The 23,137-nt window shown below is 67.1% G+C and carries 19 protein-coding genes and 2 pseudogenes; 14 read left to right on the forward strand and 7 right to left on the reverse strand.

Going from position 1 to position 23,137, the window contains the following annotated elements:
• Positions 1-32 precede the first annotated feature (32 nt).
• On the reverse strand, positions 33-710 hold the full coding sequence (locus DL544_RS17510; RefSeq protein WP_065196465.1) for an SMI1/KNR4 family protein: 678 nt from the start codon (positions 708-710) through the stop codon (positions 33-35).
• Between the two features lie 96 nt (positions 711-806).
• Here DL544_RS17510 and DL544_RS17515 point away from each other — a divergent pair, with 96 nt between their 5' ends.
• Complete coding sequence (locus tag DL544_RS17515; RefSeq protein ID WP_139727648.1) at positions 807-1,241, forward strand: VOC family protein; 435 nt, start codon at positions 807-809, stop codon at positions 1,239-1,241.
• 126 nt (positions 1,242-1,367) lie between these two features.
• Here DL544_RS17515 and DL544_RS17520 read toward each other — a convergent pair whose 3' ends face one another.
• Positions 1,368-2,252: a LysR family transcriptional regulator gene (locus DL544_RS17520; RefSeq protein ID WP_065185382.1), complete on the reverse strand. Its 885-nt coding sequence runs from the start codon at positions 2,250-2,252 to the stop codon at positions 1,368-1,370.
• Positions 2,253-2,359: 107 nt separating this feature from the next.
• On the opposite strand from DL544_RS17520, the gene DL544_RS17525 reads away from it, so the two are divergent.
• Positions 2,360-3,418, forward strand: coding sequence for an NAD(P)-dependent alcohol dehydrogenase (locus DL544_RS17525; protein ID WP_061479602.1), 1,059 nt, complete (start codon positions 2,360-2,362; stop codon positions 3,416-3,418).
• A 122-nt stretch (positions 3,419-3,540) separates the two neighbouring features.
• Here the strand turns inward: DL544_RS17525 and DL544_RS17530 are convergent, their stop codons facing one another.
• The gene (locus DL544_RS17530; RefSeq protein ID WP_139727650.1) at positions 3,541-4,905 is read right to left on the reverse strand and encodes a glutamate--cysteine ligase; all 1,365 of its coding nucleotides are present in this window, start codon (positions 4,903-4,905) and stop codon (positions 3,541-3,543) included.
• A gap of 152 nt (positions 4,906-5,057) precedes the next feature.
• On the opposite strand from DL544_RS17530, the gene DL544_RS17535 reads away from it, so the two are divergent.
• The 3 genes and pseudogenes from DL544_RS17535 to DL544_RS17545 all read left to right on the forward strand — a co-directional run bounded on the left by DL544_RS17535 (position 5,058) and on the right by DL544_RS17545 (position 8,201).
• Positions 5,058-5,762 carry a VIT1/CCC1 transporter family protein gene (locus DL544_RS17535; RefSeq protein WP_005419279.1) on the forward strand — a complete coding sequence of 235 codons (705 nt, stop codon included), beginning with the start codon at positions 5,058-5,060 and terminating at the stop codon, positions 5,760-5,762.
• Positions 5,759-6,583: a helix-turn-helix transcriptional regulator gene (locus DL544_RS17540; protein WP_065185384.1), complete on the forward strand. Its 825-nt coding sequence runs from the start codon at positions 5,759-5,761 to the stop codon at positions 6,581-6,583. Before DL544_RS17535 ends, DL544_RS17540 begins: the two co-directional genes overlap by 4 nt.
• A 647-nt stretch (positions 6,584-7,230) precedes the next feature.
• Positions 7,231-8,201 (forward strand): annotated as a pseudogene (locus DL544_RS17545) (MBL fold metallo-hydrolase).
• A 73-nt stretch (positions 8,202-8,274) separates the two neighbouring features.
• Here the strand turns inward: DL544_RS17545 and yihA are convergent.
• On the reverse strand, positions 8,275-8,877 hold the full coding sequence (yihA, locus tag DL544_RS17550) for a ribosome biogenesis GTP-binding protein YihA/YsxC (RefSeq protein ID WP_049414655.1): 603 nt from the start codon (positions 8,875-8,877) through the stop codon (positions 8,275-8,277).
• Between the two features lie 156 nt (positions 8,878-9,033).
• On the opposite strand from yihA, the gene DL544_RS17555 reads away from it, so the two are divergent.
• The 4 genes and pseudogenes from DL544_RS17555 to DL544_RS17570 all read left to right on the forward strand — a co-directional run bounded on the left by DL544_RS17555 (position 9,034) and on the right by DL544_RS17570 (position 12,324).
• On the forward strand, positions 9,034-9,834 hold the full coding sequence (locus DL544_RS17555) for a c-type cytochrome (protein WP_065185386.1): 801 nt from the start codon (positions 9,034-9,036) through the stop codon (positions 9,832-9,834).
• Positions 9,835-9,940: 106 nt separating this feature from the next.
• Positions 9,941-10,590, forward strand: a pseudogene (locus tag DL544_RS17560) (thiol:disulfide interchange protein DsbA/DsbL).
• A 106-nt stretch (positions 10,591-10,696) separates the two neighbouring features.
• Complete coding sequence (locus DL544_RS17565) at positions 10,697-11,533, forward strand: thiol:disulfide interchange protein DsbA/DsbL (RefSeq protein ID WP_053500287.1); 837 nt, start codon at positions 10,697-10,699, stop codon at positions 11,531-11,533.
• 53 nt (positions 11,534-11,586) lie between these two features.
• A complete protein-coding gene (locus tag DL544_RS17570; RefSeq protein ID WP_005419292.1) occupies positions 11,587-12,324 on the forward strand; it encodes an endonuclease/exonuclease/phosphatase family protein in 738 nt (245 codons plus the stop codon).
• An 82-nt stretch (positions 12,325-12,406) separates the two neighbouring features.
• On the opposite strand, the gene DL544_RS17575 is transcribed toward DL544_RS17570, so the two are convergent.
• Positions 12,407-13,282 (reverse strand): EamA family transporter, encoded by an 876-nt coding sequence (locus DL544_RS17575; protein ID WP_065185387.1) that lies wholly within the window; start codon positions 13,280-13,282, stop codon positions 12,407-12,409.
• Between the two features lie 72 nt (positions 13,283-13,354).
• Here DL544_RS17575 and DL544_RS17580 point away from each other — a divergent pair, with 72 nt between their 5' ends.
• The 3 genes from DL544_RS17580 to fhuE all read left to right on the forward strand — a co-directional run bounded on the left by DL544_RS17580 (position 13,355) and on the right by fhuE (position 16,805).
• Positions 13,355-13,837 (forward strand): Lrp/AsnC family transcriptional regulator, encoded by a 483-nt coding sequence (locus DL544_RS17580; RefSeq protein ID WP_065185388.1) that lies wholly within the window; start codon positions 13,355-13,357, stop codon positions 13,835-13,837.
• Positions 13,838-13,914: 77 nt separating this feature from the next.
• Positions 13,915-14,466, forward strand: coding sequence for a M23 family metallopeptidase (locus DL544_RS17585; RefSeq protein WP_065185389.1), 552 nt, complete (start codon positions 13,915-13,917; stop codon positions 14,464-14,466).
• Positions 14,467-14,642: 176 nt separating this feature from the next.
• On the forward strand, positions 14,643-16,805 hold the full coding sequence (gene fhuE / locus DL544_RS17590; protein WP_139727652.1) for a ferric-rhodotorulic acid/ferric-coprogen receptor FhuE: 2,163 nt from the start codon (positions 14,643-14,645) through the stop codon (positions 16,803-16,805).
• 132 nt (positions 16,806-16,937) lie between these two features.
• Here fhuE and DL544_RS17595 read toward each other — a convergent pair whose 3' ends face one another.
• A complete protein-coding gene (locus DL544_RS17595) occupies positions 16,938-19,799 on the reverse strand; it encodes a TonB-dependent receptor (RefSeq protein WP_139727654.1) in 2,862 nt (953 codons plus the stop codon).
• Between the two features lie 364 nt (positions 19,800-20,163).
• On the opposite strand from DL544_RS17595, the gene DL544_RS17600 reads away from it, so the two are divergent.
• Entirely contained in the window at positions 20,164-20,505 is a 342-nt protein-coding gene (locus tag DL544_RS17600; RefSeq protein ID WP_139727656.1) for a hypothetical protein, read from the forward strand.
• A 9-nt stretch (positions 20,506-20,514) separates the two neighbouring features.
• Here DL544_RS17600 and DL544_RS17605 read toward each other — a convergent pair whose 3' ends face one another.
• Positions 20,515-20,922, reverse strand: coding sequence for an ExbD/TolR family protein (locus tag DL544_RS17605; protein ID WP_139727658.1), 408 nt, complete (start codon positions 20,920-20,922; stop codon positions 20,515-20,517).
• Between the two features lie 150 nt (positions 20,923-21,072).
• Here DL544_RS17605 and DL544_RS17610 point away from each other — a divergent pair, with 150 nt between their 5' ends.
• A complete protein-coding gene (locus tag DL544_RS17610; RefSeq protein WP_139728147.1) occupies positions 21,073-23,058 on the forward strand; it encodes a transglycosylase SLT domain-containing protein in 1,986 nt (661 codons plus the stop codon).
• Positions 23,059-23,137 lie beyond the last annotated feature (79 nt).

Genomic DNA, 23,137 nt, shown 5'->3' on the forward strand with positions numbered 1-23,137 from the left:
TCCCCACCACAGGTGGGGCTCCGACCCTTGGCTCAAACTTCCTCGCGCACGTAAGCGAACGACTCGTCCAACCGCTCGAAGCCGATCACTTCAACGACGATGGCCTGTGCGTCGTCTTCGCTGATGTTTCCTTCTTCAATATCGTCAACGCGGGCGAACAACCGCTGCAACGCCGCGAACTGGTCGCCGCGCAGGAACGACTGGTGGCTCTGCAGCCAGCGCTGCAGATTGCCGGCCAGCTCGCCGTGCGACAGCAGCGTATACGGCGCTTGGTAGTCGGCAACGGCTTCGACCATCTTGCGGAACAGGAAATCCTGGTAGTTGGCGGCCAGCACATCGGCACGATCATCGTCATGCCACACGAGCACGACGGGCGGCTCGGCAGAATCGGGCGCGTTGCTCCAGAAGCAGTAGCTGTCGCCGCCGCCGGTCCGCGCAAACGGCAGGAGCTGCAGGTCGGGACGCAGGGGATTGTAGTGGTCCTCGGCGGTCAGCTCCTGCCACGCCTCCAGCAGCTCATCGTGTTCCAACGGCTCGTAATCCTGGGCGTATAGCAACACCGGTGGATCCGCCTGCAGCGTCGGGAACACCACCTCGGACCAATCCGGATGGGGAGTGCCCCAGCTCAACCGACCCGCTGCATGCAACTGCTTGAACAGGGGCGGGAAGGCCTGGCCGGTGGCCTGTTCGATGTCGGATAGCACGCTCATGGATGTCCTTGTCGATGGAGGCCGCCCAGCTTGCCCGAATCCGCGCAGGAGATGAACCGGCAGCAGCAGGTGGCGAGACTAGACTGCAACCACCGGATGCTGGAAATCACTGCCGTGAACGCCACTGCCCGCAACTTCATCGTCAACATCGACGTGCCCGACCTGGCCGCGGCCGAAGCGTTCTACCTGGCCGCGTTCGGGTTGCGCATCGGTCGTCGGCTCGGTACCGGCGCGGTGGAACTGCTCGGTGGGCCAACACCGCTCTACCTGCTGCAGAACGAGGCTGGCAGCGCCGCCACCGAAGACGGCGATGTGCGTGTCTACGAGCGCCACTGGACCCCGCTGCACCTGGACTGGGTGGTGGAAGACATCGATGCCGCGTTGATGCGTGCGGTCGCGGCCGGAGCGATGCTCGAGCAACCGGTGCGCGAGCGCCGCTGGGGCCGTATCGCCGTGCTGGCCGATCCGTTCGGGCACGGCTTCTGCCTGATCCAGTTCAGTGGCGAAGGCTACGACGCGCTGGTCGAATGAATTGCTGGCTGCGTCGCGGGCGCCAATCCACGCATGGCGCGGATCTACTGATCCGCTTCAAGCAACGCGTGGAGGCTGTCGTTCGGCAGTAGATCCACGCCATGCGTGGATACGAACCACCGCACGTCACTCCCGCAGCATGTCGACGAACGCGCGCAGCGCTCCGGGCATCTGCCGCTGCTTCGGGTAGTACAGCGCGAACCCGGCGAACGGCTCGCTCCAGTCTTCCAGTACCGCCACCATCTGCCTCGATTCGATATACGGCCGCGCGGTGTCTTCCAGCACGTAGGCCAGGCCGATGCCATCAAGCACTGCACCGACCACGGTGCCCTGCTCGCTCAACGTCAGCCGGCCCGGCACGTCGATCTCCAGCGCTTGCCCGCTACGCTCGAACTGCCATTTGTACAGATGCCCGCTGGCAAAGCGGAAGCGGATGCATTCATGCGCGGCCAGGTCGCGCGGATGCTGCGGCGCCGGATGTCGCCGCAGGTAATCCGGCGAGCCAACGATCAGCCCACGCAGAGGCGGCCCCATCGGCACCGCCACCATGTCCTCGGGCACGAATTCGTGCAGGCGCACGCCCGCGTCGTAGCCCTCGGCGACGATATCGACCAGCCCATCATTTTCGGTCAGCTCGACGCGTACATCGGGGTGAGCGTGCAGGAAGCGCGCCAGCCGAGGCCGCAGCTGGGTCGCCACCGCCGCCCGGGTGGCGTTGATGCGCAGCAGGCCGGCCGGGGCGGCACGGAAGTGGTTCATTTCTTCCAGCGCGTCATGCACCTGCCCCAGCGCCGGCTGAAGGCGCTCCAGCAGGCGCTGCCCGGCCTCGGTCAGGGCCACGCTGCGCGTGGTGCGGTGGAACAGGCCCACGCCCAGTCGTTCTTCCAGCGCGCGGATCGCATAGCTCACCGCCGAGGTCGACAGCGCCAGCTCGGCGCCGGCGCGGCGGAAGCTGCGGTGGCGGGCAACCGCCGCGAACGCGGCCAGGTGGGAAAGGTTGTCAGTGGCCATGATTGTGCAGTTTCACTTGATGAATCATGCCGATATCCACGCTTCTTGCCATTGGGAACGCGGCGTATTGTAAAGCGCCTTTCGATAAACCCTGCCAAGGATTCCCCATGTCCCTCGCCCGTGGTTACGCCGCCCATTCCCATACCGCTCCGCTGGTCCCCTATGAGTTCGAACGCCGTGCGGTCGGTCCCGACGATGTGCGCATCGAGATCCTCTACAGCGGCATCTGCCACTCCGACCTGCACCAGGCCCGCGATGACTGGGGTGGCTCGATCTACCCGATGGTGCCGGGCCACGAGATCATCGGCCGCGTCACCGAGGTCGGCAGCAACGTTACCCGCTTCAAGGTCGGCGACCACGCCGGCGTGGGTTGCATGGTCGACTCCTGCCGCCACTGCGACGCCTGCCAGCACGACCTGGAGCAGTACTGTGCCGAGGGCGCGACCTGGACCTACAACGGCCGTGAACGCGAAAGCGGCGCACCGACCTACGGCGGCTATTCCGACCACGTGGTGGTAGAGCAGCGCTTCGTGGTGAAGGTCTCCGATACCCTCGACCTGAAGGCGGCCGCACCGCTGCTGTGCGCCGGGATTACCACGTGGTCGCCGCTGCGCCATTGGAAGGTCGGCCCGGGCCAGAAGGTCGGCGTGATCGGCCTCGGCGGCCTCGGCCACATGGGCGTGAAGTTCGCCAAGGCACTCGGCGCGCACGTGGTGATGATCACCACCACCCCGGAAAAGGGCGCCGATGCCAAGCGCCTGGGCGCCGATGAGGTGCTGGTCTCGCGCGATGCGGCGCAGATGAAGGCGCACGCCGGCAGCTTCGACTTCCTGCTCAATACCATCCCGGTCAGCCATGACACCAATCCGTACATGGGCCTGCTCAAGCGCGAAGCCACCATGTGCCTGGTGGGCGTGCTGACCGAACTGGACCCGCCGCTGACCGGCGGCAGCGTGATCTTCGGCCGCAAGCACCTGACCGGCTCGGCGATCGGTGGCATGGCCGAAACCCAGGAAATGATGGACTTCTGCGCCGAGCACGGCATCGTCAGCGACGTCGAGATGATCGACATCAGGAACGTCAACGAAGCCTGGGAGCGCATGGCGAAGAACGATGTGCGCTACCGCTTCGTGATCGACATGGCGACGTTGAAGAACGCGGCCTGAACCAGGACGGATCTGGAAATGAAAAACCCCGGCAATGCCGGGGTTTTTCTTCTGGTAGTGCCGGCCGCTGGCCGGCGACCCTGCCAGGCTGCCGGCCAGCGGCCGGCACTACCGCAATCCACTCAGTACGCGAACTCGCGGAACACCGGATCGACGTCACCATGCCAGCGGCCATGGAACAGCGCCAGCTTGCGCTCGGCCGGGGTCAGGCCGGATTCGACGATCTCCTGCAGCACGTCCAGGAACTTGCTCTCGTCCTGGCCGTCGGCATTGCGCGCCGCACGGCGCTTGAGGCCTTCCACGGAAATCCTGACCGCTTCCCGGGCCAGGTCGCGCACCGTGCCGTTGCGGAACGGCAAGTTCATTGCATGCTTCGGCACGCCGTCACGCAGCGCATGGCGCTCGGCCAGGGTGAAGTCACGCACCAGGTCCCAGGCAGCGTCCAGCGCAGTGTCGTCGTACAGCAGGCCCACCCAGAACGCCGGCAGCGCACACAGGCGGCTCCACGGGCCACCATCGGCGCCGCGCATTTCCAGATACTTCTTCAGGCGCACTTCCGGAAACGCGGTGGTCATGTGGTCCGACCAGTCGCGCAGGGTCGGCAACGCGCCCGGCAGCACCGGCAGCTTGCCCTGCATGAAGTCGCGGAAACTCTGCCCGCTGGCGTCGTGGTAGGTGCCGTCGCGATAGGAGAAGTACATCGGCACGTCGAGCAGGTAATCGACATAGCGCTCGTAGCCGAATCCATCCTCGAATACGAAGTCGAGCATGCCGGTGCGGTCGGCGTCGGTGTCGGTCCAGATGTGCGAGCGATAGCTCAGGTAGCCGTTCGGCTTGCCTTCGGTGAACGGCGAATCGGCGAACAGCGCGGTGGCGATCGGCTGCAGCGCCAGGGACACGCGGAACTTCTTCACCATGTCCGCTTCGGTGGCGTAGTCCAGGTTCACCTGCACCGTGCAGGTACGGGTCATCATGTCCAGGCCCAGCGAACCGACCTTGGGCATGTACGCGCGCATGATCTTGTAGCGGCCCTTCGGCATCCACGGCATTTCATCGCGCTTCCACTTCGGCTGGAAGCCCATGCCGAGGAAGCCCAGCTGCAGTTCGCCGGCCACCTGCGCCACTTCGTTGAGGTGGGTGCCGGTCTCCACGCAGGTCTGGTGGATGGTCTCCAGCGCCGCACCGGACAGCTCCAGCTGGCCGGCCGGTTCCAGCGTCACCGAGGCCCCATCGCGCAGCAGGGCGATGGTGCGGCCATTCTCCTGTACCGGCTCCCAGCCGAAGCGGACCAGGCCGTTGAGCAGTGCTTCAATGCCGCGCTCCCCCTCGAAGGTCGGCGGGCGCAGGTCGTCCAGGCGGAACCCGAACTTCTCGTGCTCGGTGCCGATGCGCCACTGCGCGCGAGGCTTCTCGCCGGAGGCGATCACCTCCACCAGCTGCGAGCGGTCGGTAATGGGGGTATCGGCGACGTGGCTGGGGCTCGACAAGGGGAGGGCTCGCTGGACGGTGGCGGGGGATGTGGGGCTCGCGGCCTTCCATCGCAAGGGCGCACTATAGCGTGGCACCTCGTTGCGTCATGCGACGGTGACGGGTTTCAGCATCCCACCGACGCCCTCTTGACCCTCGTACACTCAACGACATGAGCCGCCATTCACGACATCCCGAACTGCACCGCTCCGAGCGCGTCGGCTGGCTGCGTGCCGCCGTGCTGGGCGCCAATGATGGCATCGTCTCGGTGGCCGGCCTGGTGGTCGGCGTGGCCGCCGGCGGCGCCTCCGCTACCACCATCCTCGCCACCGGCGTGGCCGGCACCGTGGCCGGCGCGATGTCGATGGCCGCCGGCGAGTACGTCTCGGTACAGACCCAGGCCGACACCGAGGACGCAGACCTGGCAATGGAAAAGCGCGAGCTGCGCGAAAATCCGCACAGCGAGCTGGAGGAGCTGGCCGCGATCTACCGCCACCGCGGCCTGGAGCCTGCGCTGGCACGGCAGGTGGCCGAACAGCTCACCGCCCATGATGCGCTGGGTGCCCACGCCCGCGACGAACTGGGCATCACCGATACCCTGCGCGCCCGCCCGCTGCAGGCAGCGCTGGCCTCGGCCGGTGCGTTCACCTGTGGCGCGGCGCTGCCGGTGCTGACCGCCCTGCTCGCGCCGGTCGACAGGGTCGCACTGATGACCACGGCCAGTACCCTGCTCGGCCTGTGCCTGACCGGCGCAGTGGCGGCCAGGGCCGGCGGCGCACCGCCGGTTCGCGGCGCGATCCGGGTGATGTTCTGGGGCGCATTGGCGATGGCCGCGGCGGCCGGCGTCGGTCGCCTGTTCGGTGCCCACGTGTCATGACCGCCATGCTGCCACCGGCCACCGCACTGCTGGCCGAGATGGCCAGCCTGGCCGGCTGCGCACGCGCCGAAGGTTATGCGTGCATCACCGCTCGGCGCGAACATGGCGCCAGCTCGGTGGAGATTCCACAACCACAGTTCGCGATTCTGCTGGAAGGACGCAAGCAAGTGCGTACCGCGCACCAGTCGCTGGAGTTCATGCCCGGCGACATCCTGCTGCTGACCCAGCGCTGCCGCATCGATGTGGTCAACACCCCCGACCCACGCAGTGGCCGCTACCTCAGCGCCATCGTGCCGCTGTGTGCCGAAGTGCTGGCGGCCGCACGCACGCTGTGGAGCGGGGAGCTTCCCGCCGCCGGTCATGCGATGGCGCGGCTGCCGTTGATCGATCATGGCGCGGTGCTGCGCCAGTGGCGGCAATCTCTGCAGGACGGCCGTTACAGCGAAGCGCGGCTGGCCCTGGCCTCGTTGGTACTGACCCTGTGCCGGCAGGGCCACGGCAACCTGCTGCTGCCGCAGGCGCCGAGCCTGGGCGAACAGATCCGCGACCGCATCGCCGCCGAACCCGCTCGCGACTGGCAATCGCGCGATGTGGAAGCGCTGTTCGCGCTGAGCGGCGCGACCCTGCGCCGTCGGCTCGCCGCCGAGGACACCAGCCTGCGCCAGCTGCTCACCGAGGCCCGGCTGGCGCATGGCATGCAGCTGCTCTACACCACCGACCTGCCGCTGAAGACCGTGGCCGCACGCGCGGGCTACCGCTCTGCGGCCAGTTTCAGCAAGCGCTTTGCCGAGCAGTACGGGCTGGCTCCCACAGACATTTGAGGGGTTCGGCAGGGCTGCGCCCTGCACCCGCCAAAGCAAGTGCAAGAGCCGAAGCAACAGCCAAAGCAACAGCAACAGCGGCTATCCGTGGGAGGGCGGGGCGGTGTGGGTGGGCAGGACACGCCGTAAACCCATCCATGGGGGCTCGATGGCGCCATCCATGGCGCCAACGGTCCTGCCCACCCACACCGCCCCACCTCTGACAGATCTTCGCGGCTGTTGGTAGGCGTCGACCTTGGTCGACACGATTTTTCTGTCAGATATCGAAATCGATCTGGGGTCAGATCCGTTTTCCTGCGGAAAACGGATCTGACCCCAAGAGCATCTCCAACAGTTCGCGGAAAACTGTCGAAGGCGGGGTGGGTCCGGTTGCGGGAGTGTCCGCGGCATGGATGCCGCGGCCAAGCCCCCATGGATGGGTTTACGGCGTCTCCCGCAACCGGACCCACCCCGCCATCCCACGGATAGATCGCTGTTGCTGTTGCTCTTGCTTCGGCCGTTGCTCTGGCTCGTAGCGGGTGCAGGGCGCAGCCCTGCAGACAACACCCCCTTCCCTGAGCATTCCACGCAGTGGTTTGAGCGCCGTGCGCACGCCAGTCACGGCACGCTAGGCCAACGGAACCGCCCATCATCCACCGAGAACCCTCATGACCCTGCGCCATCTGCCCCTACGCACCGCCCTGCTGCTGGCCCTGTCCTCCCTGCCGCTGGCCGCGTTGGCCGAAGCCACCTCGCCCGCTCCCACCCAGCAGGTGCCCGGCGTCTACCACCAGCGCGTCGGCGCGCTGCAGGTCACCGCCCTGTTCGACGGCGTGGTCGCGCTGGGCCGGCAGGAAGTGGTCGACGTGCCGCCGACACTGGTCAGCCGCCTGTTGGAAGGCCGCTACGTACCGGAAGACAAGAAGGGCCTGCAGACCGCAATCAACGCGTTCCTGGTGCGCCAGGGCAACCACCTGACCCTGGTCGATACCGGCACCGCGCAGTGCTTCGGCCCCGGCCTGGGCCAGGTGCTGGGCAACCTGCGCGCCTCCGGCGTGGACCCGGCCGAGGTGGACGAGGTGCTGCTGACCCACGCCCATCCGGACCACCTGTGCGGGGTGCTCGATGCACAGGGCAAGCCGGCCTACCCGAATGCCACGGTGTGGCTGTCCAGGGCCGATGCCGACTACTGGCTCAACCCGGCCAGCGAGGCTTCCGCGCCGAAGGGTGTGCGCTTCGCCTTCCCGCTGGCGCGCAACGCGGTGGCACCGTACCAGGCCAGTGGCCACCTGCGCACGTTCAACCCCGGCGATGCCCTGCCCGGCGGCGCGGTGGCGATGGACACCCATGGCCATACCCCGGCCACGTCTCCTACCGGTTCGACAGCCAAGGCCAGTCACTGCTGGTGTGGGGCGACGTGCTGCACTTCCATGCGGTGCAGTTCGCGCACCCGGAGGCCGCGTTCGAGGCCGATTCGGACCGCAAGGCGGCCATCGCCAGCCGTCGCGGGCTGCTGCAGCAGGCCACCGCCAACGGCTGGTGGGTGGCCGGTGCGCACCTGCCGTTCCCGGGCCTGGGCCACGTCCGCAGTGAAGGCCAGGCCTATGCGTGGGTCCCGGCGGAGTATTCGCCGTTGTGAGGGTGTGCCGACCAAGGTCGGCACCCACCCGATCGGGTAGCGCCCGGCTGCCAGCCGGGCGACCGGCAATACCTTATTCCAGCCCCAGCCAGCCGCCGATCACGGCGCGGGCTTCGTCCACGCCGGTACGGTCTTCGCCCGAGAACACCTGCACGCTGACGCTGTCACCGTAGGCCGATTGCAGCTCCTTGCGCACCTTCTGCAAGGACTGCATCTGCTGGCTGCGGCTGAGCTTGTCGGCCTTGGTCAGCAGGGCATGCGCCGGCAGGCCACGCTGCACTGCATAGGACAGCATCTGCCGGTCGTAGTCCTTCAGCGGATGACGGATGTCCATCACCACCACCAGCCCCTTCAGGGCCTCGCGGGTGCGGAAGTACTTGTCGATGAAGGCCTGCCAGTGCGCCTGCAGGTCCAGCGGCACCTTGGCGTAGCCGTAACCGGGCAGGTCGACCAGATGCGCCTCCGGGGTGACCTGGAAGAACACCAGCTGCTGGGTACGGCCGGGGGTCTTGGAGACACGCGCCAGGGCGTTCTGGCGGGTCAGCGCGTTGAGCGCACTGGACTTGCCGGCGTTGGAGCGGCCGGCGAAGGCCACTTCGGCCCCTTCGTCGGGCGGCAGCTGCCGCACGTTATGGGCCGAAAGGTGGTAACGGGCGCGTTCGATGAGCAATGACATGTGCCTAGGATCGCATGTTGCGGCGCCGCGCGCCCGTGCCGGCGGCCTTTGCGGGCATTTTGCTGCACTGCTGCGTTGACCGTGCGCGGAAACGGCGTTGATAATCCGGACGATGCCGGCCGCCACCGCCCGGCCCGGTCCATACGGAGCTTCAGCATGCGCCACGCTCGCGTTCTTGCCGTATCCGCCCTTGCCACTGCTGTAGTCGTTGCCGCTGCTGCGTTCGCGCAGACCACGTTGACCCCGCTGCCCGACAATGGGCCGATCAATACCGCCTCGCTGGAGGTGGATTTCAGCAAGACCCACTGGGGCGATGCGAAGGCCGGGCAGACCAAGGCGACGGCCTGCGCGGCCTGCCACGGTGCCGACGGCAATTCCACGGTGGAGATGTACCCGTCCATTGCCGGCCAGAGCGAACGCTACGTGGCCCAGCAGATGGCCCTGATCGCCAACGGCCAGCGCAGTTCCGGCGCGGCGGTGGCGATGGTGCCGTTCGTGCAGAACCTCACCCCGCAGGACATGCGTGATATCGGCGCCTACTTCGCCACGCAGAAGGCCAACGCCGGCATCGCCGATGACACGGCGGTCGCCGACGGCCCCTACAAGGGCATGAAGTTCTACGAGATCGGCCAGCAGCTGTACCGCGGCGGCGATGCCAAGCGTGGCCTGCCGGCCTGCATGGCCTGCCATGGCCCCAGCGGTGCCGGCAATCCCGGCCCGGCCTATCCGCATCTCGGTGGCCAGCACGCCAGCTATGTCGCGCGCCGCCTGCAGGAGTACCAGGCCGGCCAGACCAACGAGACCGACAAGGCGCACTTCCAGATCATGGCCACGGTCGCGCAGAAGCTCAGCGAGCAGGAGGTGCAGGCGCTGTCGAGCTACCTGCAGGGCCTGCACAACAAGGCCGACGATGTGGCCACCACGGCCACGCCAACACAACCGGCTGCCGCCCCCTGACCACCACTGGTCGGCCCGGGCCGCGACGCCGGCCTACGGCTGCGGTATGTTTCCTTCACGCCGGCGGCTGCGCCGGCGTTGCTTTTTTCAACGGAGATGCGTGTCGATGAGGTTGATTTCCCGCCTGCTGTTGTCCGTGCTGGTGCTGCTGCCGCTGGCAGCCTGCGCCGCCACCCCCGCCAATGCCCCGCTGGTCGAGGGCAAAGACTACGAGCGCATCGCCCAGCCGGGCCCGTTCCAGCCGCTGGCCGGCAAGATCGAGGTGGTCGAAGTCTTCGGCTACACCTGCCCGCACTGCGCCCATTTCGAACCGCAGCTGGAAGCCTGGGCGGCCAAGCTGCCGGCCGACGTGCGCTTCACCCCGGTCCCGGCGGCCTTCGGCGGTGCCTGGGATGCCTGGGCACTGGCCTACTACGCCGCCGACGAAGTCGGCGTGGCCAAGCGCAGCCATGCCGCCGTGTTCAAGGCCCTGCACGAGCAGGGTTCGCTGCCGATGCAGAACGTCTCCGCCGATGAGCTCGCCACCTTCTACAAGGCCTACGGCGTGACCCCGGACCGCTACATCCAGGCCCTGCGCGGCGATGCCGTGCAGAAGAAGGTCGAGGCGCGCGCGCGTTCGCCCAGCGCACCAAGATTCCGGGCACCCCGGCCATCATCATCAATGGCCAGTACCTGGTGCGCGGCAACAGCTTCGACGACCAGCTGCGCATTGCCTCGGCGCTGATCGCGCAGGCGCGCGCCGCCCGCGGCCGCTGAACCAACACCCACCACCGACACGGCGTTGTCGCCGCCGCGTGTCATCATTTCCCCTTGGCCGGCGCCTGCCGCCGGCCCCACCTTTCCAGATGCTGGAGACGTTTCCATGAAGATCCGTTACGCCCTCGCCCTCGCAGCGCTGCTGCCGATCCTGGCCGCCTGCAAGGCCGACGACGGCAGCACCAACACCACCGCGGCCCCCGCCGAACCGGCAGCAACCCCGGCCACGACCACCGAACCGGCTGCCGCACCGGCGGCGGGCAGCGAAGGCGCCGCGCCGGCTGCCGCTGAAGGCGAGAAGACTCCGGCCGAAGCAACTCCGGCCGCCGCGCCGGCCCCGACCACCGCCGCACTGACCGGCCCGGCTCCGGTGGAAGGTGCCGACTACCAGGTGATCCCGAACGGCCAGCCGTTCCAGCCGGCCGCCGGCAAGATCGAAGTGACCGAGATCTTCGGCTACGTCTGCCCGGCCTGCGCCGCGTTCCAGCCGCTGGTCGGCCCGTGGAAGGCCGGCCTGCCCAGCGACGTGAACTTCGTCTACGTGCCGGCCATGTTCGGCGGCACCTGGGATGACTACGCCCGTGCCTTCTACGCCGCGCAGACCCTGGGCGTGCAGGAGAAGACCCACGAAGCGCTGTACGCCGCCATCCACTCGCAGAAGACCCTGAAGGGCGAGCGCGGCCGTGACTCGGTGGAAGACATCGCCAAGTTCTACGCCGCCTACGGCGTCGATCCGAAGCAGTTCGCGGCCACCATGGGCAGCTTCGCGGTGAACGCCAAGACCAACTCGGCCAAGCAGTTCGCCCAGCGCAGCCAGATCAGCGGCACCCCGTCGATCATCGTCAACGGCAAGTACCTGGTTAAGGGCAAGAGCTTCCCGGACATGCTGCGCATCGCCGACCACCTGATCGCCCGCGAACGCGGTGCGGCCCAGGCTCACTGATCCAAGAGAAGCATTTCCCGGCCGTGAATTCCCCCCGTACACGGACCCTGCGCTTGCTGACGGCCAACATCCAGGCCGGCTCAAGTACCCGCCGTTACAGCGACTATGTGACCCGCAGCTGGTCACATGCGCTGCCGGCGGGTCGCAAGCGCAGCAGCCTGGACGCGATCGCCACCCTGGCGCGCGAACATGACATCGTCGGCCTGCAGGAGGCCGACCCGGGCAGCCTGCGCTCGGGCTTCACCAACCAGACCCATTACCTGGCCCAGCGCGCCGGCTTCAACTACTGGAGCCACCAGCCGAACCGGCGCATGGGCGGGGTCGCCTCCAGCGCCAATGGCCTGCTGAGCAAGCTGGAACCGGTGGAAGTGCAGGACCACGCCCTGCCCGGCCGCATCGGCGGGCGCGGCGTGCTGCTGGCCAAGTTCGGCGATGGTGCCGACGGCCTGGCGGTGGCGGTGGCCCATCTGTCATTGGGCGCGGGATCGCGGATGTCGCAGCTGGGCTTCATCGCCGAGCTGCTGTCCGACCACCCCAACGCGGTGCTGATGGGCGACTTCAACTGTCTGGCCGAACGCCCGGAAATGCAGGTGCTGTACCAGAAGACCCGACTGCAACCGCCCGGCTGCATCGTGCCGACCTTCCCCAGCTGGCGCCCCGACCGCGCCATCGACCACATCCTGGTCAGCAGTGGCCTGCAGACCCGCACCGTGGAAGCCGTGCCGGCCGCGTTCTCCGATCACCTCGCCCTGGCGATGCAGATCGACGTCCCGGCCGACGCCCTGCGCTGAACCGCCCCCCTGGTAGGTGCGGACCGCTGGTCCGCACGCCGCTCTGGTGGGTGCGGACCGTTGGTCCGCACGCTCTCTGCCGCTACCCGGCCTGGACCACCGGCACCTTCAATCGCCGCGCGGTCATCGTGCTGCCCACCGAAGCCAGCACCGTGCAGCCGATCGCCAGCCACTGCAGCCCGTGCAGGTGTTCGTGCAGCAGCAGCATCGCCCACAGCGCGGCCACCGCCGGCTCCATGCTGATCAGGATGCCGAAGGTCTCCTTTGGCAGGCGCTTGAGCGCCATCATCTCCAGTGACATCGGGATCGCGCTGGACACCAGCGCCACCAGCAGCCCGGCTGCCAGGATCTTCGGGTCGAGCAGCGCGGCACCGGCATGCACCACGCCCACCGGCACCACCACCAGCGAAGCCGCCAGCAGCCCCAGCGACACCGAATGCCCGGCGTGCAGGTGTCCGGCACGCTTGCCGAATACGATGTAAAGCCCCCAACACGCCGCTGCGCCCATCGCATACAGCACGCCGGTCGGATCCAGCGCCCGGCCGCCGCCCAGCGGCAGCAGCAGCAACAGCCCCACCGCCGCGCAGCCCACCCAGAGGAAATCGATCGGGCGCCGTGATGACAGCATCGCCACCGTCAGCGGCCCGGTGAACTCGATGGCCACCGCGATGCCGAAGGGAATCGTGCGCAGGGCCATGTAGAACAGCAGGTTCATCAGGCCCAGGGTGAGCCCGTAGCGCAGGAGGGTGATCGCATCCGCGCGGCCGGTCTTCCAGCGCCACGGCCGCCAGAACAGCAGCAGCAACAGCGCCGAGAAGCCCACGCGCAGCGCGCTGGTGCCCTGGGCGCCGATCAGCGGGAACAGGTGTTTTGCGTAGGAGGTGCCGATGGCCAGCGAGGTGACCGAGCCAAGCACCGCCAGCGCCGGCAACATCGGCGCGAGTCGTGAGGTCTGCATGGGCAAAGTCTATTGCGCCCGCGCCGAGCACTTGGCTCAATTGACAGCCCGTTCGTGCAACTTCTGCTCACCATGGCTACCGCCCCCGTGCTCGACAGCTTCGACCGCGCCATCCTCGGCCTGCTGCAGCGGGACAACACCCTGCCGCAGCGCGAGATCGCCGAGGACGTGCACCTGTCCACCCCAGCCGTGCAGCGCCGCATCAAACGCCTGCAGGACAGCGGTGTGATCGCGGCCAACGTGGCGGTAGTCGCCGCAGCCAAGGTCGGGCGACCGCTGACCATCATCGTCGAGGTGCGCGTGGTCAGCGAGCAGCGCGAACGCGTGGCGCCGTTCAAGCGCCGCGTGCAGGACGACCCGGCGGTGCAGCAGTGCTACTCGATCACCGGCGACGGCGATTTCCTGCTGCTGGTGTCGGCCGCGTCGATGGAAGAGTACGAGGCGATCACCGAGCGGCTGTTCGGTGGCGATGACAACATCGAGCGCTTCCGCACCTCGGTTGCACTGGGAACGTTGAAGCGCAGTTTCGAAGTGCCACTGGACCCGGTTCTGTAGCGCTGAGCCATGCTCGACTGCGCTTTGACCGCAAAGCAACAGCCGCCGAGCATGGCTGGGCGCTACAGTCGGAGACCATGAACACATCGCCCTCCCCCGCCCGTCGCCTGCGCCGCTGGCTGCTGCGCGGCCTGTGGCTGGTCATCGCGATCGTTGCCGCCATGGCACTGTGGAACAGCCCATGGGCCGCTGCACCGAAACTGCTGTGGACACTCTCGCGGATGCCTCCGGCCACCGAGCTTCCGGTGCCGGTGGAAGGTGTGCGGCCCCGCCAGATCGCCGATACCTTCGGCGCCCCACGCGGCCGTGACCGCTCCCACGCCGGCATCGACATCTTCGCCAGGCGCGGTACCCCGGTGCGCAGTGCCACCGCCGGCGTCGTCGTGGATGTCAGCGACCGCGGCCTCGGTGGCCGCCAGGTGTGGGTGATCGGGCCCGGGCGTGAGCGCTACTACTACGCCCATCTGGACGACTGGGCCGAGGGCCTGGCGCGCGGCCAGGTGGTCCAGGCCGGCGACCTGCTTGGCCACGTCGGCGACAGCGGCAATGCCAAGGGCACGCCGCCGCACCTGCACTGGGGCATCTACGGCACCGACGGCGCGCGCGATCCACTCCCGCTGCTGCGCTGACCCAGCCCACACCCGGCTCATCGGATCGATTCGTTCATTATTTGTAAATAGGAATAGTTCGTATTACGATTTCTTTCGTTTCCGGTGGCGCCAGGACGGCCTGCCCGCCCTCCCCCTACCCGTAGCGCCTCGCCTTCTGGATGCCGGCCGAGCGCGCGTGCTCGTCCAGGACCCCCATGACCCGTTCCGCCTTCCGTACCCCGCAGCCGCAACGGCTGTTCGTTGCCGTGCTCGCCGTTCTCTGCGCCGTGGCCCCGGCCGCCTTCGCCGACACCGCCGCCGATCCGACCACCCTCGACAAGGTGGTGGTCAAGGGCGAACGCGCCGAAGGCTATTCGGTGCGCCGCACCTCGGCCGGCACCCGCTTCGACCTGGCGCCGCGCGAGATCCCTCAGTCGATCAGCATCATCAGCCACCAGCGCATCGAAGATCAGAACCTGGACGACATCATCGACGTGCTGGCCAACACCACCGGCGTGACCAGCACCCAGTCCGACAGCGAGCGCACCGAGTTCTACGCGCGCGGGTTCTACATCGATGCCTACCAGTTCGATGGCCTGCCCACGCAGATGGTGCAAAACTGGAGCTATGGTGATTCCGGCCTGGACCTGGCGCTGTACGACCGCGTGGAAGTGGTGCGCGGCGCCACCGGCCTGCTCAGCGGCGCCGGCAATCCGTCCGCATCGGTCAACCTGATCCGCAAGCACGCCGACAGCGCCGAGCTGGCCGGCAGCGTGTCGGTGAACGTGGGCAGCTGGGGCCGCACCCGCACCACGGTGGACGTGGGCAGCGCACTCAACGCCAGCGGCACCGTGCGCGGCCGCGTGATCGGCAGCTATCTGGACACCGACGGCCAGATGGACCGCTATAACCAGCGCAAGACGCTGGGCTACGCCGTCATCGACGCCGACCTGACCCCGGACACCCAGCTGAGCGTGGGCTACGACTACCAGCAGAAGCGCGCCAATGGCGCGACCTGGGGTGGCTTCCCGATGCTGTACTCCGATGGCTCGCGCACGGGCTACGACGAATCGTTCAACGCGAGCCCGAAGTGGACCTACTGGGACACCACCAGCAAACGCGCCTTCGCCACCCTGCAGCACGCCTTCAGCAATGGCTGGAAGTTCAAGGTCGGTGCCACGCACGATGAGACCAAGGCTGACGACAAGCTGTTCTACCCGGCCTACAACGACTGGACCACGGGCGCATCGAACTTCGACAAGACCACCGGCGCGGGCATCTCGCCGTCCGCGGGCTTCTACAACACCGAGCGCAAGGTCACCGGCGTCGATGGCTACGTTGATGGTCCGTTCCAGCTGTTCGGCCGCGAGCACCAGTTCATGGCAGGCCTGAGCTACAACAAGCGCGAGTACGCCAACTACGGCGACTACCAGGTCGGCGGTGCCGGCCAGACCTGGGATCCGTTCGCAAGCTATCTGAACTGGACCGGCAACATCAGCGAGCCGAACTGGAACCCGCTGGCACTGGCCAGCGAGGGCACCATCACCCAGAAGGCCGGCTACGCGGCCGCGCGCCTGTCGCTGGCCGATCCGCTGAAGCTGATCATCGGCGCCCGCTACACCGACTGGAAGAGCGAGGGCGAAGGCGCCGACCGCGCGCACAAGGTCACCACGCCGTACGCCGGGCTGGTGTTCGACATCAACGGCACGTACTCGACCTACGCCAGCTACACCGAAATCTTCCAGCCGCAGACGCTGAAGGACCGCAACGGCAGCTACCTCGATCCGGTCGATGGCAAGAGCTACGAAGTGGGCGTGAAGGGTGCCTGGTTCGACAACCGACTGAATGCCTCGGTGGCGGTGTTCCGCATCGAGCAGGACAACGTCGGCCAGTCCACCGGCGAGCCGGTCATCGGCGGCACCGGCGGCGAAACGGCCTACGTGGCCGCGCGCGGCACCGTCAGCCGTGGCTTCGAGTTCGAAGTGAACGGCGAACTGACGCCCGGCTGGAACGCTACCTTCGGTGCTTCGCGCTACGTGGCCAAGGACATCAACGGCGCCGACATCAACACCAACCTGCCGCAGACCGCGCTGAAACTGTTCACCAGCTACACCCCGCAGTCGCTGCAGGCACTGACCGTCGGCGGCGGCGCCAACTGGCAGAACCGCATCTACTACGCGGTGCCGGCTTACGGCCGCATCGAACAGAGCGGCTACGCCCTGGTCAGCGCCTTCGTGCGTTACCGCCTGTCGCCGGAATGGAGCGTGCAGGCCAACCTCAACAATCTGCTGGACAAGAAGTACTACTCGCAGATCACCGGCTACGGTGCCTACGGCGATGGCCGCAATGGCTCGCTGACGTTCACCTGGGCGTTCTGATCAGACGCGGGGTACGACCGCCCCGCACCTGTAGAGCCGAGCCCATGCTCGGCTCAGAGAATCAGCCGAGCGCGGACTCGGCGCTACATCCGCAAGGCAGCGCCGGAACTGACCGGCGCTGCCCCCCTCACATCAGAACCGCAGGTCCGCGCGCAGGTACCAGTAACGGCCACGCGGGATGTCGTAGGTCGAGGCGTCATACCCGTTCAACGAGCACGACAGGCAGATCGGCGGATCCTTGTCGAACACATTGTTCAGGCCCGCGGTCAGCTGCAGCCCCTTCATCCAGTCGATCTTGTAGCCCACCTGCATGTCGTGGAAGGTGGTGGCCGAGAGCGTGTTGGTGCCGTCGGCCTGGTTGCTGCACACCGGGAATGCCACGGCATCGCCGCAGTTCTCGGTCAGCTCGGAGATGTGCCGCACCGTCCAGTTCGCACTCCAGCGATCCATTGTCCAGGCGATGCTGGCGTTGCTGGTCCACTCCGGAATGGAGCTGTCGGACACTTCCACGCCCGGCTTCTGCGGCTGCTTCTGGCCCGCCGCACCGGTGGCTTCGTAGCGACCCACGAAGGTGTTCTTCCAGCCCAGCTTGAACTGACCGATCGAGCTCTGCGGCAACGTCCAGAACAGATCCACATCCCAGCCATCGGTCTTGATCGAACCCAGATTGGTCAGCCGGTTGTTGAAGCTGCTGACCGCGCCGGTGCTGGCACGGGTGATGCCGTTGCAGTAGATCGGGTCCAGCGTGTCCACGCACAGGTCCAGCTGGGTCTGCGCGTTGATTGCCTGGATCGCGCCGTCGATGGCATGGCGGTAGAAGGTCACTTCCACATCGAAGCGCTCCGACCACGAACTGTTGCTGCCAAACCATGGGCTCCACACGAAGCCTGCGCTGAAGCTGCGCGAGCGTTCCGGATCCAGCTCGCGGTTGCCGCCAGTGGTCACCGAGATCTGCGAGTTGGCCTGCTGGAACCCGGCCGGTACGCCCAGCGCAGCACAGTTGGCCGCGCTGCCACGCGGCGGCGTACCGCCCAGGCCCACCGAGCACGGATCGAACAGCTGCAGGTCGGCACGCGCGGCCGAGCCGTACAGCTCACCGATCGATGGTGCACGGAAGCCTTCGGCATAGGTCGTGCGCAGCACGAAGTCATCGGTGACCTGCCAGCGCAGGCCGTACTTGGGCGTGAATTCACCACCGAAGGTGGAGTAGTCCGAGTAGCGCCCGGCCAGGCTCAGATCCAGCTTCTTGCCGAAGGTCGAATCGGCGAAGATCGGCACGCTCAACTCCAGATACGCCTCGTTGACGTCATAGGAACCCGAGGTCGGCTGCGACGGCACGCCGTTGTAGTGGCCGGCCACCGTCAGCGGATCGGGCTGGTACGAACCCTCGTACTTGCGATACTCGAAGCCGGTAGCGAACGACACCGGGCCGGCCGGCAGCGTGAACAGGTCGCTGGACAGGTTGGCGGTGAACAGGCTCAGTTCGTTCTGGCTGCGGTCACGCACCACCGGCTGGATCCACTTCAGCATGTCCGGGGTGATCGAACCGACACCGCCGAAGATGTTCAGCGGCACGCAGCCCGGCGTCGCCGCACAGACCGACGGATCGCCCAGCGCCATGTTGACGTTGTAGATGTTGTAGCTGCCGTAGTTGGTCTGTTCGGCCTTGTTCTTGCTGTACATGCCGTTGACGTCCCAGTACCAGCTGCGGTCAGCCGCCTGGAAGTTGCCGACGAAGCCGGTGGCGAAATACGTGGTGTCCACTTCCTGCTTGAACACGCGCGCGCCGCCTTCAACCGGGCGGCGGCCGATCAGGCTCAGGTTGTCACCCGAGACCAGGTCGAAGCCGAACGGGTTGTACGGATTGAGCGCGGACACGGTGATGTTGTCGGCCAGCGGATTGCCGGTGGCGCCATCGGGGCCGAAGAACAGCGGCTCCGGGCCGGCCTGGTTGGTCGACTCACGACGGTTGCCCAGTGCCTTGACGTACCACTGCACGTTGTCGGTGATGTCGAAGCGGAACTGACCGAACAGGCCCTTGCGCTCCGAGGGCGTCAGCACCATGTTGTACTCGGCGAAATTGAACCGGTCGGCGCTGGTGAAGCAGTGGTAGTCATCGGTGCGCGCGCAGCCGGCGCTGCCGTCGTAGCGCGGGTTGCTCACGCCGGTATTGGGCACGATGTTCTGCACCGCGCCGGTGTTCGGGTCGGTGAACATGAAACGACCCTGCGGAATGCCACCGCTGCCGAACGCCAGCCCGGTGCCGGGAATCGGGAAGCGCGACTGCTCGCGGTCCTTGGCAAACACCGGATCCTGCTTGGTCCAGCTGGCGCCCAGGAACAGGCTGAAGCGGTCGCCGCTCTTGCCCCAGGCCAGGTCCACGCCCTTCTGCGTGCCATCGCCCTTGCTGTACTCGCCATAGTTCAGGGTCACCTGGCCGCCATCGAAGTCACGGCGGGTGATGATGTTGACCACGCCGGCAATGGCGTCGGAACCGTACAGCGACGACGCGCCATCTTCCAGCACTTCGATGCGCTCGACGATGGCCAGCGGAATGGTATTGAGATCGGTGGCCGAGCCGACGCCGGATGCGGATGACTCATTGACCCAGCGGATGCCGTCGACCAGCACCAGCACGCGCTTGGCGCCCAGGTGGCGCAGGTCCACCTGCGCCGAACCGGCACCTACACCACTGCCATCGGGCGGGAAGCCGAAGTTGCCGGACGAGTTGAACTTGGCGTTGAGCGCCGAACCGGAACCGGTGAGCTGCTGCAGCACTTCGCCGATCGAGGTCAGGCCGGTGCGTTCGATATCGCCGCGCGTCAGCGTCTGGATCGGCACCTGGCCCTCCACCTCAGCGCGCTTGATGCGGGTACCGGTGACTTCCACCGCATCCAGGTTGGTGGTGGATTGTGCAGCGGCACCCAACGGTGCCAGGGTCATCACGCACAGCGCGACGGCAACCGCCAAAGGGCGGTGGTGCAGGTGATTCATTCGCTCTCTCTCCAAAGGAATGTCGGGACATGGGCCGCCGCACTCCCTCCCTGCATGGCGGCGCCGTCTCCTTTGTAAACAAGTGGTAAAAATCGCGGCGTGATGATCGACACTCTTTCACGCGGAATTGACGCAATTGCAGGCCGATTGCGTCAGATAGCTGCAGGTTATGACCGGACGATACTGTTCACCGCAGGCAGCCTTGATGCAGGCTGCGACAGCGCGCGCCGGTAGCTTCCGCATTCACGGAAAAGGCCTTTGCCGGATCGTTTCAGGAATAGTTTGAAAATTCCTTCATTCAGGAGGCCCCACCAGTCGACCCAGCGCAGACTCGCACCTCCAGCCATTCGCGGGAGGGCCGAACATGAAAGCAGTGACTGCCGTGCCGGGCGTCACGATGGTGATGACGCTGCTTCTTTCCCTGGCAGGTGAATCGAGAGCAGGCGGCGTGATCGAGTGCAACAACTGTCCCTCTCCCAGCGATGCGGCCTTGGCCTCGGGAGAGGGACTGACGGTTGTGGTGGATTTCGAGAGAGCCGAGTTGACTGCTTTCCACGTTGAACATGACCCTGAGCGCAGAAAGTGGCGAGCACATCCGACCCAGGTTCCAGTGCAGATTGAAATGGCTTTTCTGCGGATCCTGGATGCGACGCTGTCAGCAGGGCAAGCGCCGCTCATGCAGCAATCACCGCATGAGCAGCAGTGAGACAACGCTCTATCGCACGAAGGCAATGCGCTCCATGCCAGTGGCTTCGGCCGCAGCCAATATCCGCGCCATGCCTTCGTACTCGGCCGCCGGATCGGTGGCGATGCGCAGCTCCGGCAGGTTGCCGGCATGCTCGCCCGCCTGTGCCTGCAGGCGCGCCTGCAGTTCGCCGATCGCCATCGGCTGGCCGTTCCAGCTGAGCTGGTTGGCAGCATCCAGGCGCAGCTCGATCGGCGGCGGTGGTTCGGGACGGTCGACCACCCGATCGGTGGCGTGCGGCAACTGCACGGCAATCGGCCGGGCCACGATCGGTGCGGTCACGATGAAGATGATCAACAGCACCAGCATCACATCCACCAGTGGCGTGACGTTGATGTCCGCCAGCGGGCCGCTTCTTCCTGCGCTACTGAACGCCATGTGCCGCTCCCTGCAGCCGGGCCGTTCGCCCAAGGCCGACGTTACGACGCCTGCAACCCCGTGCGGCAGGGGCTGCGCGGATTCATTCAGCTGTCGTTGCCGACGCCCGGCGTGCACGCGATGCGAAACTGAATTCAGCCATTGCCCGCTATGCTGCCCGCCATGACCCGACGCACTTCGACCGCCCTGTCCCTGCTGCCCTTGGCCACCACGCTGCTGATCGGCTGCGCCAATGCCCAGTCCCTCGATGCCCAGAACGCGCAGCTGAAAGCCGCGATCGCAGCCGCCGAACGCGGCCAGTTCGATCCTGGCCAAGCCGCTGCGCTCAGCCGTCACCCGGCCTATGGCTGGCTGGAGTACGCCAACCTGCGCCGCAACATCGATACCGTCGATACCGCGCAGGCGCAGGCCTTCCTCAAGCGCTACGACGGCCAGGCCGTGGCCACCACCTTCCGCAGCGTGTGGCTGCCCTCGCTCGCACGCCGCCAGGACTGGCCGACCCTGCTGGCCAACTGGGCGCCCACCGAAAACACCGGCCTGCGCTGTGCGCAGCTGACCGCGCGCCAGGTGACGGGCAAGGTCGATCCGCAGTGGATCAGTGAAGCGCAGGATCTGTGGCGCAAGAACGGCAAGTCGCTGCCGGACGGCTGTGATGCCGTTTTTGCCGTGCTGCAGGCACAGGGTGGCCTGAGCGACGCCCTGCGCTGGGAACGCATCGATGCCGCCGCCGATGCCCAGCAACCGGCGGTGATGCGCAGCGCTGCACGCGGCCTGCCTGCCGCCGACCTGGCGCTGGCGAACAATTACGCCGCCTTTGTCGACAAGCCCAATGCCAGCGCCCTGAACTGGCCACGCAACGAGCGCAGCCGGCGCATCGCCACCGATGGCCTGGCCAAGCTGGCCAAGGCCGACCCCGGCGCCACCGAGCAGCAGCTGCCGCAGTACGCCCAGACGCTCGGCCTGAGTGCCGACCAGCAGGGCCAGGTGCTGTACCAGATCGCGCTGTGGACAGTGGCCTCCTATCTGCCCGATTCGGCACGCCGCCTCAACGCGGTGCCGGAGTCGGCCTATGACGAACGCCTGCACGAGTGGCGCGTGCGCGAAGCGATGTCGCGCGGCGACTGGCCGGCGGCGCTGACCGCCATTCGCAAGATGGGCAGCAAGCAGCGCAGCGACCCGCGCTGGCGCTACTTCGAAGGCCGCATGCTGGAGAAGACCGGCCAGGCCCAGCAGGCGCAGCCGCTGTTCCGCGAGGCCGCGCGCGCGCCGACCTTCCACGGCTTCCTCGCCGCCGACAAGCTGCAGCAGGGCTACACCCTGTGCCCGTGGAAGCCGAACGACAGCGCACAGGCACAGGCGGTGATCGCGCGCGACCCGGCCATCCAGCGCGCGATGGCGCTGTACCAGATCGACCGCGCTGGCTGGGCCGTGGCCGAATGGAACAGCGCGCTGTCGCGCTTCGATGACACCCAGCGCCGCCTCGCCGTGCGCGTGGCGCAGGACAATGGCTGGTTCGACCGCGCCGTGTTCGCGCTCGGCAAGCAGCCGCAGGAACAGCGCCTGTACGACCTGCGCTTCCCGCTGCATCACGACGCCACCATCCGCCGCGAATCGGCACGCAACGCGATCGACCCGGCCTGGGTGGCCGCGGAGATCCGCGCCGAGAGTACCTTCACTCCCCGTGCGCGCTCGCCTGCCAATGCCATGGGCCTGATGCAGGTGCTGCCGGCCACCGGTGCCAGCGTGGCCAAGTCGATCGGCCTGACCGGCTACGGCGGCGCCGACAGCCTGTACGACCCGGACACCAACATTGCCATCGGCACCGCCTACCTGCGCCAGCTGATGAACAAGTACGACGGTCTGCCGTACGTGACCATCGCCGCCTACAACGCCGGCCCGACCCCGACCGCACGCTGGCAGGGCCAGCGCCCGGGCTTCGATCCGGACCTGTGGATCGAGACCATCAGCTACAAGGAAACCCGCGAGTACGTCGCCCGCGTGCTGGCCTTCAGCGTGATCTACGACTGGCGCCTCAATGGTGATGCCCTGCCACTGAGCGACCGCCTGATGGGCCGCCTGGTCGACAAGCGCAAGAACTTCAGCTGCGCCGCCAACGCCGAGCAGGGCGGCGATTGATCGCACAGCGGTCGTGCCGGCGGCTGGCCTCGATCGGAATATGCACCGCCTGGGTGCTGCTTCGGGGTGGCGCGGCCTG

The organism is Stenotrophomonas sp. pho (genome assembly GCF_006228405.1).
Classification (GTDB): domain Bacteria; phylum Pseudomonadota; class Gammaproteobacteria; order Xanthomonadales; family Xanthomonadaceae; genus Stenotrophomonas; species Stenotrophomonas sepilia.

Excerpts from the sequence above, each read along its gene's own strand:
- DL544_RS17515 (WP_139727648.1), top strand. The coding sequence starts at position 807 with ATGCTGGAAATCACTGCCGTGAACGCCACTGCCCGCAACTTCATCGTC.
- DL544_RS17540 (WP_065185384.1), top strand. The coding sequence starts at position 5,759 with ATGACCGCCATGCTGCCACCGGCCACCGCACTGCTGGCCGAGATGGCC.
- DL544_RS17510 (WP_065196465.1), bottom strand. The coding sequence starts at position 710 with ATGAGCGTGCTATCCGACATCGAACAGGCCACCGGCCAGGCCTTCCCG.
- DL544_RS17555 (WP_065185386.1), top strand. The coding sequence starts at position 9,034 with ATGCGCCACGCTCGCGTTCTTGCCGTATCCGCCCTTGCCACTGCTGTA.
- DL544_RS17565 (WP_053500287.1), top strand. The coding sequence starts at position 10,697 with ATGAAGATCCGTTACGCCCTCGCCCTCGCAGCGCTGCTGCCGATCCTG.
- DL544_RS17580 (WP_065185388.1), top strand. The coding sequence starts at position 13,355 with ATGGCTACCGCCCCCGTGCTCGACAGCTTCGACCGCGCCATCCTCGGC.
- fhuE (WP_139727652.1), top strand. The coding sequence starts at position 14,643 with ATGACCCGTTCCGCCTTCCGTACCCCGCAGCCGCAACGGCTGTTCGTT.
- DL544_RS17600 (WP_139727656.1), top strand. The coding sequence starts at position 20,164 with ATGAAAGCAGTGACTGCCGTGCCGGGCGTCACGATGGTGATGACGCTG.
- DL544_RS17525 (WP_061479602.1), top strand. The coding sequence starts at position 2,360 with ATGTCCCTCGCCCGTGGTTACGCCGCCCATTCCCATACCGCTCCGCTG.
- yihA (WP_049414655.1), bottom strand. The coding sequence starts at position 8,877 with ATGTCATTGCTCATCGAACGCGCCCGTTACCACCTTTCGGCCCATAAC.
- DL544_RS17605 (WP_139727658.1), bottom strand. The coding sequence starts at position 20,922 with ATGGCGTTCAGTAGCGCAGGAAGAAGCGGCCCGCTGGCGGACATCAAC.
- DL544_RS17585 (WP_065185389.1), top strand. The coding sequence starts at position 13,915 with ATGAACACATCGCCCTCCCCCGCCCGTCGCCTGCGCCGCTGGCTGCTG.
- DL544_RS17575 (WP_065185387.1), bottom strand. The coding sequence starts at position 13,282 with ATGCAGACCTCACGACTCGCGCCGATGTTGCCGGCGCTGGCGGTGCTT.
- DL544_RS17595 (WP_139727654.1), bottom strand. The coding sequence starts at position 19,799 with ATGAATCACCTGCACCACCGCCCTTTGGCGGTTGCCGTCGCGCTGTGC.
- DL544_RS17535 (WP_005419279.1), top strand. The coding sequence starts at position 5,058 with ATGAGCCGCCATTCACGACATCCCGAACTGCACCGCTCCGAGCGCGTC.
- DL544_RS17520 (WP_065185382.1), bottom strand. The coding sequence starts at position 2,252 with ATGGCCACTGACAACCTTTCCCACCTGGCCGCGTTCGCGGCGGTTGCC.
- DL544_RS17610 (WP_139728147.1), top strand. The coding sequence starts at position 21,073 with ATGCTGCCCGCCATGACCCGACGCACTTCGACCGCCCTGTCCCTGCTG.